This window comes from Nocardia cyriacigeorgica NBRC 100375 (genome assembly GCF_000308555.1).
Lineage (GTDB): Bacteria > Actinomycetota > Actinomycetes > Mycobacteriales > Mycobacteriaceae > Nocardia > Nocardia cyriacigeorgica.
This window is the reverse complement of record NZ_BAFY01000160.1, coordinates 1-14,209: the sequence shown is the minus strand read 5'-3', so window position 1 is coordinate 14,209 and position 14,209 is coordinate 1. Positions and strand designations below refer to the sequence as shown.

The following is a 14,209-nucleotide window of genomic DNA, read 5'->3' as shown; positions in this document are numbered from 1 at the left end:
GGCAGAAACCGCGCAGCGCCGGTCTTTTCGGCCTGCGCTGGGAAGAGACCGTGCTCGGTTTCGTCGTCGTGATCACCGCCCTGATCACCGCGATGGTCGGCGGTTTCCAATGGGGGCTGATCGTGGGTGGCGTCGGCGTTGCGGTCATGGTTCCACTGGTGTGGCGGACGGGGGGCCGCTCCGGCTACGAGACGGGATTGATGATGTTCAACTGGATGCGTTCGCGCAGTCGCGGCGAGCACGTGTACCGCGGCGGCCGGTTCTCCCGGATCCCCGGCGGGGTGACCCGGCTGCCCGGACTGCTGGCACCGTCGAAGCTGTACGAGGGCATCGACGCCGGCGGCTACAGCTTCGGCATGATCCATCTGCCGCAGTTCGCCCAGTACACCGTGGTGTTGCGGGCCTGGCCGCAGGGTCACGAGGCGGTCGACCAGCCGGTGATCGACCGCTGGGTCTCGGCCTGGGGCACCTTCCTCGCCTCGGTGGGCCAGACCAGCGATATCGTCGCCGTCGTCCCGGTGATCGATACCGTGCCCGAGACCGGAAACCGGCTGCTCACCGAGGTATCGACGATCACCCGGCCGGAAGCGCCCGAGCTGGCCCAGCAGGTGATGTACGAACTGGCCACCGAATTGCCGCAGGAGCGCGTGCAATTGCTGCCACGGGTGGCCATCACGTTCAAGGCCACCACCGCCGAGCGCCGCAAGAACCCGGCCGAGGAAGCGGTGGAGATCGGGCGCAGGCTGCCCGGCATCTGCGCCGCACTGGCCGAGGCGGGGGTGCGCGCGCAGCCGATGTCGGCCGATGAGGTGATCTCGTTCATCCGCCGCAGCTACGACCCGGCAGCCCAGGCCGACCTCGAGGTCGCCGCGGGCGAACCCGAAGGCCACGGCCTGGACTGGGCCGATGCCGGCCCGGTCTCGCACGACGAGAAATGGGATCACTTCGTGCACGACGGCGGCCGTTCGGTCACCTGGGAGATGGACGCGGCCCCCGAAGGCGCGGTCGACGAACGGGTGCTGCAGCGGCTGCTCGCGCCGAATCCTGAAGTGCCGCGTAAGCGTATCGCCATCGTGTACCGTCCGCATTCAGCCGCCGACGCCGCCGAGATCGTCGATGACGACTTCAAGAACGCGCTGGTGGCCCAGCAGAGCGAACGCGGAGTCGTCTCCGCGTCGGCGACCCTGCGGGTCGGCGCCACCCAGCAGGCCCGTGAGGAGCAGGCGCGTGGACACGGCGTGACCCGCTTCGGGGCGCTGGTGACCATCACCGAGCCCCTGCGCGGCGATCTGCCGCGGATCGAGGCGATCACCCGCGACTTGTCCACCCAGGCGCGGTTGAAGATCCGGCGCTGTTACCGCTACCAGGCGGCGGCCTTCGCGGCCTCACTCGGCTGCGGTGTGATCCTGCCCGAACACGCGACGATTCCGAAAGCACTTGCGGGGTGAGCGATTGATGGCACGCGAGCACGAGCCACCCGTACGGGAGCGTGAGGAGGCTGTCCGCCGGCCCCGGCGGACCGAGTCCGACCACGACGAATGGGCCCGTCCCGAGCGTCGGCGCGATACCCAACGGGAGGAACCCGCCAGGGAACGGCGGAGTCCCCGCGCGGGTGGACGTCCACGCGCCGGTGCTCCGCGCACCGACGGTGAGCGCTCGCGTACCGAGGTACCCACCGACAAAGCCGCTGCCGCGCGGGCCGGTCGCGGCCGCCGCACCCGGCCCGCGGGTACCGACACCCCCCGCGCCCGGCCGGTGAAGTTCGACAAGACCGCCGACCGCGCGATGCGCAGCCCGAAGCAGGATCGGGCCGCGCAGCGGGCGAAAGCCAAGGCGGACAAGCGGCAACAGTCGGGGCCGCCGCTGCTCGACGACGACACCCGCGCCCGGCTGGAAATGATCAGCCGCGAGCAGTCCGGGCTGCGCGCGGCATGGGCCACCTTCCGCATTCGCACCGACGACATTCGCCGCCGCAACTACGCCGCCCGCGCGGAGCAGGTCTACGAAGACGGATTCGACCGGCAGACCGCCCAGCTCACCGATCGTGGTTATGCGGGCCCGGGCGGCGGCCGGATGAATGTGGTCGGCCGTCCCGTCGAATATCGCGCCACCACCGCGCAGGTCGCGGGTCTGTGGCCGTGGTCGGTGGGTGCGGGCGCGCCGCTGATCGGTACCCCGCTCGGCTCGCATCTGCACACCGGGGCGCCGGTGTGCTTCGACCCGATGAACTGGTTCATGCGCGGCAGTTTCATCACCGCGCCCAGCCTGTTCGTGCTCGGGCTCAACGGTTTCGGCAAATCGTCGCTGGTGCGCCGGATCGTGCTCGGCGGGATCGCGCAGGGCATCACGCCGTTGATCCTGGCCGACGTCAAGCCCGACTATCGCAAGATGGTGGAGATGGTCGGCGGCCAGGTGATCGACCTCGGCTACGGCCACGGCAAACTCAACCCGCTGGCCGCGGGCGTGCTCGGCCAGGTGGTGCCGCAGCTCGATCATCTTCCCGCTCTGCAGTTGCAGGTGTTGCAGGATCTGCGGGCCCGTCAGGTGACGCTGATTGCCGGTCTGGTCGAGTTGGTGCGTGGTGCGCGGGTGCGCGATTTCGAGGAGACACTGATCTCCACCGCCCTGCGCATCCTGTACCGGCCGGGCAGCGGATTCACCCCGGACAAGCCGCCGATCATGGACAACCTGCTGGAGGTGATCGTCGCCGGCGGCGAGGAACTGATGCTCGACGCGGGCGCGGACAACGAGTCCGAATACCAGGTGGCGATCAAGAATCTGCGCCGGTCGCTGCGTGCGCTCACCCAGGGCCCCTTCGGTGCGGTGTTCAACGGGCAGACCTCGGTGCCCATCGACACCGATTCGGTGGCGGTGTGCATCGATGTCTCACATATTCCGCAGGGCGACAAGAAGCTCAAGGCGGCGGTCATGCTGGCCTGCTGGGCGGATGGTTTCGCCGCGGTGGAGGCCGCGCACACGCTCACCGATGCCGGGATGGCGCCGCAGCGCTACTTCCAGGTGGTGATGGACGAGCTGTGGCAGGTGCTCGGTCTCGGCGACTTCATGGTCGACCGCGTCGACGAGCTGACCCGTCTGCAACGTGGCATCGCCACCGCGCTGATCATGATCAGCCACACCATCAAGGATTTGCAGTCGCTGGGCTCGGAAGCGGCCATCGCCAAGGCGCTCGGCTTCCTGGAACGGGCCCGCGCCAAGATCTTCGGCGCGCTGCCCGCCGAGGAGATCAAACGCCTCGACAGCACGATTCCGTTCACCGCGGCCGAAGAGGAGATGGTCACCGGATGGTCGGCGCCGCAAGCCCTGACCGGTGAGGCGCTCAAACCCGGTCAGGTGCGGCCGTCCCCGCCGGGCACCGGCAAGTTCTTGCTGAAGATCGGTGAGGACCGCAGGCCGGGAATTCCGTTCCACATGGAGTTCACGATGTCGGAGAAGGAAAGCGGAATCCACGACACCAACCAGCGTTTCGACGAGTTCAATCGGGTGCCGGGACCTGCGGGTGGTCCCGACCCGGGTGGTCCGGATTCGGCGGGTGGGAGCGCAGCATGATGCCGCACCGGTCATATCGCAAAGTGTCGCCGGAGGTGCGCGATGCCGCTGTCGAGCAGGTCATCGCGCTCACCGGCAAACTGCGCAGCGAGTCGGAGGCGTGCCGGGTGGTCGCCGAACAGATCGGCGTGCACACCAATTCGGTGCGCAACTGGGTGCGGGCCGCGGAAGGACCGAGCCTGGAGCGGATGGACGCCGTCGCCCTGCGCCGCAAGGTCGCGCTGTTGCAGCAGCAGTTGGCGGCCGCGGCCGAGATGAACCGGGCGCTGGCCGACACCCTCAACGAAGCCCGGCGCCGCACGTGAGCCCTGCGAGGGTGTCATGAACGTGCGCTCGGTGCTGGCGCTCGTCGTCGGAGCCGCGCTCGGCCTGATGATGCTGGTGGTGGTGATCGTGCTGCCGTCGGTGGACGACCCGTGCGAGGGCGGGGAGGTGCTCGGTCCCACCCAGACGATGTTGCCGCCGCTGGGCGGTTACGCGCCCGGCGATCCACGGGCGGCCGGTGCGTCATCGACATCGGGCGCGGGCACCCCTGCGGCGCAGGCGAATCCGGCCGTCACCGCGACGCCGTCGCTGGCCGCCGGTGTCGGTTCGCTGCGGCGGACGTTGCCGTTGGCCACCGGGACCTACAGCATTTCCGATGTCTTCGGCTCCCGCGGCGGCGGGCACAAGGGTGTGGATATGGCGGCCGCCGACGGCACGCCCATCTTCTCGGTCGGCGACGGCCGGGTGGTGGCGGCCGGCCCGGCCTCCGGATTCGGTAACTGGATCGTCGTCGACTCGGTCGACACCAACGGCCGCGCGTATTCGGCGGTGTACGGACACATGTGGGACACCGGCGTCCTGGTGCGGGTGGGCGAGACCGTTCGCGCCGGTCAGCACATCGGCTATGTCGGCTCGGCCGGCGAATCCAGCGGCCCGCACCTGCATTTCGAAGTGGTCCCGGGCGGGCGGTTCACCGGTGGACGCCAGATCGACCCGATGCCGTGGCTCGAGGGCGCACCGACTCCCGATGTCGGTGGTGCACGCGCGTTTTCCGACGATCCACGCTGTGTACGCGGATTCGGCAGCGCCGGCGGCGCGCTGGCCGACGGCAAGGTTCCGCCCGAACTCGAGATCTGGTATCGGCGCGCCGGTTCGATCTGCCCGGAGATCACGCCGTCGCTGCTGGCCGCTCAGGGCAGGCAGGAATCCGGATTCCGGCGCGGTGCCACCTCGCCCGCCGGCGCACAGGGATTGGCGCAGTTCCTGCCGGGGACGGCGGCGAGCATCAATCCCGACGACGGCCAACCGTACGTGATCGACGCCGACGGCAATGGTGTCGCGAGCGTGTGGGACGACGGTGACGCCATCGTCGGCCAGGGCCGCTATATGTGCGCCATCGCGCACAAGATCTCCGGCTGGATGTCGCAGGGCCGGGTGCAGGGCGACCTGATCTCCTTGACGCTGGCCGCCTACAACGCCGGTGAAGGCGCCGTGCTCGCCTCCGGCGGCATGCCGAATCAGGTTGCCGCGCATTACTCCGAGACCCACCCCTACGTCGCGAACATCCTGGCCATGGAGCCGCAGTACCGTGCGCCGGGATCGCTCGGACGATTCGTGCCGGGGGAGGGGACCGAGGGCAGTCAGGTCGTGCAGGCCGCCCACGAGTGGCTCGGCACCCCGTACGTGTGGGGCGGCGGTGGCCCGCAGGGGCCGACCGGCGGCGGCCTGGACGGTCCCGGCCTGACCGCGGCGGCGGTCTTCGCGGCGTCCTCGGGCGCGATCACTTTGCCGCGCACCGCCGAACAGCAGTGGGAAGCCGGCGTGGAGGTGCCGGTGAGCGCGATCGAGCCGGGCGACCTGGTCTTCAGCGATTTCGGACCGCGCGGCCCGGCGCAGGTCGGCATCTACGCCGGTGACGGCCAGATGATCCGCTCCGCGCCGGGCGCGACCGCAGGTTCGGCCGGTGGGGTGGCCGAGGCACCGGTGCCCGGCGACGCACGAGCGAGGAGAGTGCTGTGAACACGCGTGCGGCAGCGCCGAACCGGCGGTGGGCCCGGTTAGCCTGGAAGAGCAGGGTAACGGCGCAGGCGAAACTGGTGGTGGTGCTGGTGACGGGCATCGCGATGATGAGCGCGGCCTGCGGTCGCGACGACGACGGTCAGGCAGGTCCGGGCAGCGGAGGCGCCACCTCGACCACCCGTCAGCTCGAAGCTGTTCCGGCACCGGACCCTGTCACGCCCGAGGGGGTGGCGGTGACGGCCCTACGCGAGATCTATACCTGGAAACCGGTCGACGAGGATCAGGGCGCGTCGCTGGTGCGGGCCCGGAAATGGCTCGGCCCCAGTCTGATTCGTGTCGTCGAGGGCGCGGCTGCTGACCGCGAAACCCCCAAACCGTCGCTGCGGTGGGCGGAATGGGCGGACGCGGGCGCCAGAATCGAGGCCTTCACCTTCGCGTCCGGCGAGAAGGCACCGACCGGCGCGGATCCGAACGTGCAGCAATTCAAGATCGGCATCGAACAGACCGTCGTCTACCCCGACGGACGCGAGGAGCCGCTACCGCCCGCCACCGTCATCGCCACCGTGGTCCGCACCCCGGACGGCTGGCGGCTCGACGGCTATCGGTGACAGCGCTTTCCACACGGGATCACTCAGGAGGCAGGTATGGCGAAGAAGAAACCGGTGAAGGATCCGGCAGTTGTCGGACCCGACGGCACCCTCATCCTGATCTACGTGGTGGGTGCGGTCCTCGCCACTTTGTGGCTGGCCCTGCACCTGGGCAATATGCTCGCCGTCACCCGCCAGGACATCCCGGTGAACCCGATCGAGATCGTGGCCGGACTGATCCGCGGCAAATTGCACTGGCCGCGCGGGGCGACGGTCATCCTGCTGCTGGTCATCGCCACGGGTATCGCCGTGGTGGTCATCCGGCGCCGGCTGAAGGCGCGGCGCAACAAGGGCAGGCTCGGCGTCGATGACAAGGCCGATGTGATGGGCAACGGCAGCGCCATCGCCTCGCTCACCGAGGCCGGCGTGCGCGAGAAAGCCAAGCAACTCGGTGTGCGCCTCGGCTACGACGACGCCCCCGGTGTGCCGATCGGTATCGGCGTCGCCGACGGTGTGATGCTGTACGGCTCGTATGAGGATCTGCACCTCGATATCTGGGGACCGCGTCAGGGCAAGTCGACCTCCCGCGTCATCCCGGCGATCCTCACCGCCATCGGTCCGGTGCTGGCCACCTCGAACAAGCGTGACGTGGTCGACGCGACCCGCGACGTCCGGGCGGCGAAGGGATCGCCCACCTTCGTCTTCGACCCGCAGGGCGTCGCGGGTGAGGAGGCCAGCTGGTACTGGGATCCGCTGGGCTGGGTCGATGCCCGCCACGAAGGTTGTGAAATGCGCGCCGCCCGGCTGGCCGGCCATTTCGCCGACGGCGACGACGGTTCCGACGCCAAGACCGACGCGTTCTTCGACCCGGAGGCCGAGGATCTGCTGGCCGGGCTGTTTCTCGCCGCGGCGGTCGGCGGCAAGCCGATCACCCAGGTGTGGGAGTGGGTCACCAACCCTGGTAATGGCGAACCGATTCAGCTGTTGCGCGATACCGGACACGATTTCACCGCGTCCGGCCTGGCCTCGCAGTACAACACCGACGACCGCACGCGCAGCGGCATATTCGGTACCGCCAAGAAGATGGTGCGCTGCCTCAAGCTCACCAATGTGCACCCGTGGGTCACCCCCGGCGGAAACCGGCAGCAGTTCGACGAATTGGATTTCATCGAGCGCAACGGCACGCTCTACAGTCTCTCGCTCGAGGGCCGCGGGTCGGCGTCACCGCTGGTCAGTGCGCTCACCGAAGCGGTCATCGACATCGCCATGCGCAAGGCAGCGCGGTCGGCGGGCGGGCGCTTGCCGATTCCGTTGCTCGCGGTGCTCGACGAGGCGGCCAACGTGGTGCGCTGGAAGGATCTGCCCAAGCAGTACAGCCATTTCGGTTCGCGTGGCATCGTGGTGATGACGGTGCTGCAATCGTGGGCGCAGGGCGTGCGCTGCTGGGGCGAGGCAGGCATGAACGCCCTGTGGTCGGCGGCCAATATCAAGGTGCTCGGCAGCGGTGTCGACGACACGAACTTCCTGCGTGAGCGTTCCGAGGCGATCGGTGAGCATTCGTCGATCTCGGCGTCGGTGTCGGAATCCAAGGGCAGCAAGAGCTATTCGCGGTCGCTGGGTTCGTCGAAGACCTTCACCGTGCAGGCGCTGGCGACCCTGCCGCGCGGGCGGGTCATCGTCTTCCCCTCCGGTGCGCCGCCGGTGCTGGTGCGGACCGTCCCCTGGTGGGAAGGCGATTACGCGGCAGCGGTGCAGCAGTCGATCGAGCAGCACGATCCGCAGCGCAAGACCGTGATCACCGATCTGATCCCGGCGCCGACGCTGACCAAGGCAGTACCGTCGCCGGAACCGGCTGCCGGCTCCGGCCAGATCGAGGAGGTTCGTCCACTTGACCAGCAATGAGCAGCCGGAAACCGAATACCACGATGTCGGGGAGTTCGTGCACAACTACCTGACCGGGCTGTATCAGCGGCAGGTCACCGACATCAACGACACCGTGTGGTGCCCGGAATGGTGGCGGCACAAGGAAGCGGTGGCGCGGCTGGAGGCGGTGTGGCGGGCCTTCGAATTCTTCCGCCAGGATCCGACCACCGGAATGAGCATCTGGTTGCTCAACCATGCCGACAAGCACATGGCGGTCCTGTTCGACCCGAAGGGCCCGTTCAAGTACTGCAGTGTGCGCCACGGGCACAAGGAGATGCTCACCAGGCTCCCGGTCGCCACCTATCCGGAGGGCTTGTTCAGCAACCCCGACGAATACAGCCGCACCACCTGAGCTGTCCGAACACGACACGGCGCCCGCCGAATTCGACGGGCGCCGAGTGAAACCGTGCGTCAGCGGGTGCGTTCGAGTCCGCGGGTGCGGTCCTGGTCCCTGCCGGTGAGGATTTCCAGACCGGGTTCGGGGCGCGTGCGGATGGCTTCGATGGGCGGCTTGGCCTGGCCGATCTCCATGAACATGCGCACAGCGGCGATTTCGGGTGCGATTCCGATCTTGGCCAGATGTGCGGCCAACGCGGCGCGACGTTCCGGCGAGTCGTACCGGATGGCGGCTTTGGCCGCCGCCGCGGCGACGGACCCGCCGGTGGCTGCGGGAAGCGTTGGCCGGTCCTTGTGCAGCGATACACCGCGGTAGGGCATGCTCTCGCGCTCGACCGTCGCGGTGGTCTGCTGCGCCATCCCCATCACCTTCTCCTGACCGAGCGTCTTCTCGGGCAGGGGCCGGGAAACCATCTGGGCCAGTTCGATATTGCGCGGATCCTTGGACTTGGATTCGCGGGCCTCACGGATCTGCGCTTCGCGCGCTTCCTTGATCTTGGCCTCGGTGAGCTTGGCTCTGGCCTCGGCTTCCTTCTGACCACGTTCCCGGGTTTTCAGCGCGACCAGGGTCGCGATCTGCAACATGGTCTTCATCATGGCCGCGGTTTCCCGGCCGATATCGTCCAGTTCCTCGGACATGGCTGCTCCCGATGCTGCGGTGATCCCTATGGATGATTGTGGTGCTTCGTCATGAACGCCGCTTCATATGTCATCGACTTCTTACGTCATCGATACAACCGCCATGCGAAAGGTGGCCGCCCGGCGATCCCTGGCCCGCCATGGGCGAACACCAGCAGCCGCGTAGCCGACTTCACTACGCGCACTCCGTATTACGAGATTACCCGAGAACATCTGGCCCAGTCGTACCAGCGGACCGCTCATCAGCATATATCGCACATTTCCGGCACGGAACCGAACTCGCCGGATGATCTTCGGCGCGAGGTCGGCGCGACCGGATGATGACGGCGCTGGAGCGGGTTCTCCGCGTACAGATCGGGCCCGGCCGCAGTGCGGTTCCGGGCCCGATCTCGAGGAGGGCGCCTCAGTCGATGCGGACCGAATTCACCGTCACCGGCTGGTTCGGCTTGCCGTCACCGGGGCCGTTGGACTCGTCCTGGCCTGCCTGGGCGATCTTGTCCAGAGTGGCCAGGCCCGTCTCGTCGACGGTGCCGAAGATGGTGTAGTTCGGCGGCAGCTGGGAATCGCCGTAGACCAGGAAGAACTGGCTGCCGTTGGTGCCGGGGCCGGCATTGGCCATGGCGATCACGCCGCGCTTGTAGGCGATGGGCTCCTGCAGAGCCGGGTCATCGGGGGCGAACTGATCGGTGGGGTACTCGTTGTCGAACTGGTAGCCCGGTCCGCCCATGCCGGTGCCCGTGGGATCGCCGCACTGCAGCACCTCGAGGCCGGGGCCCTGGGTGAGGCGGTGGCAGCTGGTGCCGTCGAAGAAGCCCTGGCCGGCCAGGCTGGCGAAACTGTTCACCGTGCACGGCGATTCGGCGTTGTTCAGGGTCAGCCCGATCGGGCCCTGGCTGGTCTCCATGCTGATGCTCAGCGTCGCGTTGTCGCCGGTGGTCTGGATGCCCTCGGTGCGCGGCTTCTGCGCAGGCTTGTCGGCGGGCTTGGGGCTGTCGGGATATGCACAGCTGACGGTGGCGGGCTTGGCCTGGGCCGGCGGCGGAGGCGCGGCGATCGGAGTGCTCGACAGCGAGGCGTCCGGGGTCTCGGCCGCGGTGTTGTCGTTGTCCTCACCGCGGGTCAGGAAGTACACGCCGGTCACCGCCGCGACCGCGACGACGACGCCGAGGGCCGACATGGCGATGGTGAGTTGCTTGCGCTTGCGCGCCCGCGCGGCCCGGTTGGCCAGCTGGCGCTCCAGCTTGCGTTTCGCTGCCGCTCGGCGCTGTTCGTTGCTCGGCACTACCACGTTCCTCCCGTGCGGCGGCCGGATCCGGGGACCGGCCGTGCGCTGTTTTCTCACTACGAAAGTGTCATGTTCGGCTAAGAGTGTGCCATCTCTACCTGAGACCGCCCGGCACCCGCCGCGACCCGCGCGGACAAACCGGTTGGACTCGAGACCCGGTAGTGAGGGAAACTGGACCATCGTGACCAAGACCAGCAGCTTCTCCGCCCCAAAGGGGGTACCGGACTACGTGCCCCCCGGCTCGGCCGAGTTCGTCGCGGTGCGCGACGGCCTGATCCGCGCCGCCCGACTCGCCGGGTACGGGCATATCGAGCTGCCGGTCTTCGAGGACACCGAGTTGTTCGCCCGCGGTGTCGGCGAGTCCACCGATGTGGTGAGCAAGGAGATGTTCACCTTCTCCGACCGCAGTGACCGCAGCGTCACGCTGCGGCCCGAGGGCACCGCGGGGGTGATGCGCGCGGTCATCGAGCACGGCCTCGACCGTGGGCAGCTGCCGGTCAAACTGTGCTATTCCGGTCCGTTCTTCCGCTACGAGCGCCCGCAGGCCGGCCGCTACCGACAGCTCCAGCAGGTGGGCATCGAGGCCATCGGCATCGACGACCCGGCGCTGGACGCCGAGGTCATCGCCGTGGCCGACGCCGGTTTCCGTGGCCTGGGCCTGGACGGTTTCCGCCTCGAGATCACCTCCCTCGGCGATGAGACCTGCCGTCCGCAGTACCGCGAGCTGCTGCAGGAGTTCCTGCTCGCGCTGCCGCTGGACGAGGAGACCCGCCGCCGCGCCCAGATCAACCCGCTGCGCGTGCTCGACGACAAACGTCCGCAGGTGCGCGAGATGACGGCCAACGCGCCGCTGATGATCGATCACCTGTCGGAATCGGCGAAAACGCATTTCGAGCAGGTGCTCGGCCACCTCGACGCGCTCGGTGTGCCGTATGTGGTCAACCCGCGAATGGTGCGCGGGCTGGACTACTACACCAAGACCACCTTCGAGTTCGTCCACGACGGGCTCGGCGCACAGTCCGGGATCGGCGGCGGTGGCCGCTACGACGGCCTGATGGCCGAGCTGGGTGGGCAGGCGCTGTCGGGGATCGGGTTCGGCCTCGGCGTCGACCGCACGGTGCTCGCGCTGGCCGCCGAGGGCAAGTCGGCGGGCGATCCGGCACGCTGCGAGGTCTTCGGCGTCCCGCTGGGCGAGGCAGCGACCCAGCGGATGGTGGTGCTGGCCGCGCAGCTGCGCGCCGCCGGGGTGCGGGTCGATCTGGCCTACGGCGGACGCGGGGTGAAGGGCGCGATGAAGGCGGCCGACCGCTCCGGGGCGAAATTCACCCTGGTGCTCGGCGATCGCGATCTGGCCGAGCACACCATCGGGCTCAAGGACATGGCCACCGGTGACCAGCGCCAGATCCCGCTCGGCGAGGTGGTTGGCGCGGTTACCGCCGCACTGCATCGCGCGGAGTAGTACGGTGCCCGGGACATATCCCGCCGTGAGGACGACTGCTCGACCGTGACCGAACCAACTCCCGCACCGGGCCAGTCCGATCCGCCGATCGGGCTCGACCTGGTCGCTCCCGAGGTATACGCGCCGATGCTGCGGCGCCTGGCCCTGGCCGCCATCGGCGTCGGTATCGGCGCCGCGCTGTTGGCGGCGGTATGGGTGAGCTGGCCGATCGCGGTCCTCATCGGCCTGGTGGTCGGCGCGCCGACGGTCGGTTACGCGCTGGCGCTGCGGCGTCGGCGAATGTGGTTGCGTGGGAACACCATCCACGCCCGTACGCTCTTCGGTGAGCGCCGGATCCCGCTCGCCGAGGCGACCGGGGTGGAGATCCTGGTGTATCCGGGCCGGCTGAGCCGGATCGTGCTGCGGGTGACGGCCGGGCCCGACACCCAGATCATCCCGCTGGCGATGTACACCGACGCGGGCAGCGGCCGCGAACTGCACCTGCTCGGCCTGCGCAAACTGGCCGACGCGCTGGCCAGCAGCCATCTGGCGACGGCGGTGGCGGTCTCGGGCATGCTGGTGCACCAGTTGCGGGCCGAGGCCCGCGATGCCGGGCTGGGGGAGCGCCCGCTCTATCGCGCCGTCGCCCTCGCCCGCGCCAAGGACTACGTCTCGCCGGTGGTGCTGACCGATAGCGAAGTGGCCGAACTGAGCTGAGGTGTCTGTTACCTCACGGTCGGCCGATTCCGGCTGTGCGGCTGGCTAGGGTGGAAAACGCCAGATCATCCGGCCGACCGCTGAGGAGTCGCTGTGAGTGCTGCCGCCCGACCCGCGCCCGTGACCGTCGCCGTGACCGGCGGGGCCGGCCAGATCGCCTACGGATTGCTCTTCCGGATCGCCTCCGGCGCCATGCTCGGCCCCGACACCCCGATCCGGCTGCGCCTGCTCGAGATTCCGGCCGCGGTGGCCTCGCTGGAAGGTGTCGCGATGGAACTCGAGGACGGCGCCTTCCCGCTGCTGGAATCGGTCGACATCAGCGACGATCCCTGGGAGGGATTCGACGGCGCGAATATCGCGCTGCTGGTCGGCGCTCGCCCGCGCACCGCGGGCATGGAACGCTCGGACCTGCTGGCCGCCAACGGGCCGATCTTCACCGATCAGGGCGCCGCGATCAATGCCAGTGCCGCCGACGACGTCAAGGTGCTCGTGGTGGGCAACCCGGCCAACACCAACGCCTACATCGCCATGTCCAACGCCCCCGATGTGCCCGCCGAGCGGTTCACCGCGATGACCCGCCTCGATCACAACCGGGCCATCGCCCAGCTGGCCAAGAAAACCGGGGCCGCGGCCGCGGCGATCGAGCGGGTGGCGATCTGGGGCAACCACTCGGCGACCCAATACCCGGACCTCACCCATGCCACCGTCGCCGGCCGTCCGGCGCTCGAGGTGGTGGACCGCGACTGGGTGCGCGATGACTTCCTGCCCACCGTGCAGCAGCGCGGCACCGCGATCATCCAGGCCCGCGGTGCCTCCTCGGCCGCCAGTGCCGCCAGCGCCGCGATCGACCACATCCACGATTGGGTGCTCGGCAGCACGGGCGACTGGGTATCGATGGCGGTGCCCTCCGACGGCTCCTACGGTGTGCCCGAGGGCCTGATCAGCTCGTTCCCGGTGACCTGCGCCCACGGTGGCTACACCATCGTGCCGGATCTGTGGATCGACGAGTTCTCCCGCGCGCGGATCGACGCCTCGGTCGCCGAACTCGCCGCCGAACGCAACGCGGTGATCGATCTGGGATTCGCCAAACCGGCCTGAGCCGCCGCTCAGACCGTCCAGGTTTCGGTCCCGGTCAGCAGTTCTTGCAGGTCGGCGCGCCGGCCCCGCTTGGCCGCCGCGGTCTGGGCGCGCACGGCATCGTCGTAGGTGGGCCGGGTGACGTCGCGGAAAACGCCGGTGACGACGTGCTCCAGACCCTGATCCGACAGCCGTGACAGGGCATAGGCGTATTCGGGCGCGTCGGTGTGCGCATCGTGCACGATGATCTCGCCCTCGGCGACCTCGGCGGTCCGTGCCACCGCGAGACCGAAATCCGCACGCACGACAGCGAATTCACCGTCGGCGCCGAAGACGATGGGCTGCCCGTGCCGCAGCGGGATCAGCCGGGACTCGCTGTCGCCCCGACGCAGCACATCGAAGGATCCATCGTTGAAGATCGGGCAATCCTGCAAGATCTCCACGAACGAGGCGCCCCGGTGCGCTGTCGCCGCGCGCAGCACCTCGGTGAGCCCGGCGCGATCGGAATCCAGCGCCCGCGCGGCGAAGGTGGCTTCGGCGCCGAGCGCCACCGACAGCGTGTTGAACGGATGGTCC

At 68.9% G+C, this 14,209-nt stretch carries 12 protein-coding genes and 1 pseudogene; 10 read left to right on the top strand and 3 right to left on the bottom strand.

Features of this window, described 5'->3' with window-relative positions; genetic code table 11:
- The 7 genes from RJ05_RS31415 to RJ05_RS15210 all read left to right on the top strand — a co-directional run.
- The coding region (locus tag RJ05_RS31415; protein ID WP_036537886.1) for an SCO6880 family protein at positions 1–1,448 on the top strand (1,448 nt) is incomplete at its 5' end.
- 7 nt (positions 1,449–1,455) lie between these two features.
- The gene (locus tag RJ05_RS15235; RefSeq protein WP_036537885.1) at positions 1,456–3,567 is read left to right on the top strand and encodes a putative type IV secretion/conjugal transfer ATPase; all 2,112 of its coding nucleotides are present in this window, start codon (positions 1,456–1,458) and stop codon (positions 3,565–3,567) included.
- On the top strand, positions 3,564–3,872 hold the full coding sequence (locus RJ05_RS15230; protein WP_014351781.1) for a transposase: 309 nt from the start codon (positions 3,564–3,566) through the stop codon (positions 3,870–3,872). Before RJ05_RS15235 ends, RJ05_RS15230 begins: the two co-directional genes overlap by 4 nt.
- Before the next feature lie 16 nt (positions 3,873–3,888).
- Positions 3,889–5,571 carry a M23 family metallopeptidase gene (locus RJ05_RS15225; RefSeq protein WP_036537883.1) on the top strand — a complete coding sequence of 561 codons (1,683 nt, stop codon included), beginning with the start codon at positions 3,889–3,891 and terminating at the stop codon, positions 5,569–5,571.
- On the top strand, positions 5,568–6,179 hold the full coding sequence (locus RJ05_RS15220; RefSeq protein WP_234012186.1) for a hypothetical protein: 612 nt from the start codon (positions 5,568–5,570) through the stop codon (positions 6,177–6,179). The genes RJ05_RS15225 and RJ05_RS15220 overlap by 4 nt, the downstream gene beginning before the upstream one ends.
- Positions 6,180–6,215: 36 nt before the next feature.
- On the top strand, positions 6,216–8,060 hold the full coding sequence (locus RJ05_RS15215) for a type IV secretory system conjugative DNA transfer family protein (protein WP_036537880.1): 1,845 nt from the start codon (positions 6,216–6,218) through the stop codon (positions 8,058–8,060).
- A complete protein-coding gene (locus tag RJ05_RS15210) occupies positions 8,047–8,433 on the top strand; it encodes a DUF4913 domain-containing protein (protein ID WP_036537879.1) in 387 nt (128 codons plus the stop codon). The genes RJ05_RS15215 and RJ05_RS15210 overlap by 14 nt, the downstream gene beginning before the upstream one ends.
- 59 nt (positions 8,434–8,492) lie before the next feature.
- Here the strand turns inward: RJ05_RS15210 and RJ05_RS15205 are convergent, their stop codons facing one another.
- Positions 8,493–9,116 (bottom strand): hypothetical protein, encoded by a 624-nt coding sequence (locus RJ05_RS15205; RefSeq protein WP_036537878.1) that lies wholly within the window; start codon positions 9,114–9,116, stop codon positions 8,493–8,495.
- Positions 9,117–9,519: 403 nt separating this feature from the next.
- Positions 9,520–10,398 carry a peptidylprolyl isomerase gene (locus tag RJ05_RS15200; RefSeq protein WP_036537877.1) on the bottom strand — a complete coding sequence of 293 codons (879 nt, stop codon included), beginning with the start codon at positions 10,396–10,398 and terminating at the stop codon, positions 9,520–9,522.
- A gap of 184 nt (positions 10,399–10,582) precedes the next feature.
- On the opposite strand from RJ05_RS15200, the gene hisS reads away from it, so the two are divergent.
- From hisS to RJ05_RS15185, 3 genes are all read left to right on the top strand, one after another.
- Positions 10,583–11,860, top strand: coding sequence for a histidine--tRNA ligase (gene hisS, locus RJ05_RS15195; RefSeq protein WP_036537876.1), 1,278 nt, complete (start codon positions 10,583–10,585; stop codon positions 11,858–11,860).
- Positions 11,861–11,905: 45 nt separating this feature from the next.
- Positions 11,906–12,556 carry a hypothetical protein gene (locus RJ05_RS15190; RefSeq protein ID WP_036537875.1) on the top strand — a complete coding sequence of 217 codons (651 nt, stop codon included), beginning with the start codon at positions 11,906–11,908 and terminating at the stop codon, positions 12,554–12,556.
- 93 nt (positions 12,557–12,649) lie between these two features.
- Positions 12,650–13,654: a malate dehydrogenase gene (locus RJ05_RS15185; protein ID WP_036537874.1), complete on the top strand. Its 1,005-nt coding sequence runs from the start codon at positions 12,650–12,652 to the stop codon at positions 13,652–13,654.
- A gap of 8 nt (positions 13,655–13,662) precedes the next feature.
- On the opposite strand, the pseudogene RJ05_RS15180 reads toward RJ05_RS15185, so the two are convergent.
- Positions 13,663–14,209, bottom strand: a pseudogene (locus RJ05_RS15180) (2-oxoacid:ferredoxin oxidoreductase subunit beta); the annotation flags it as partial.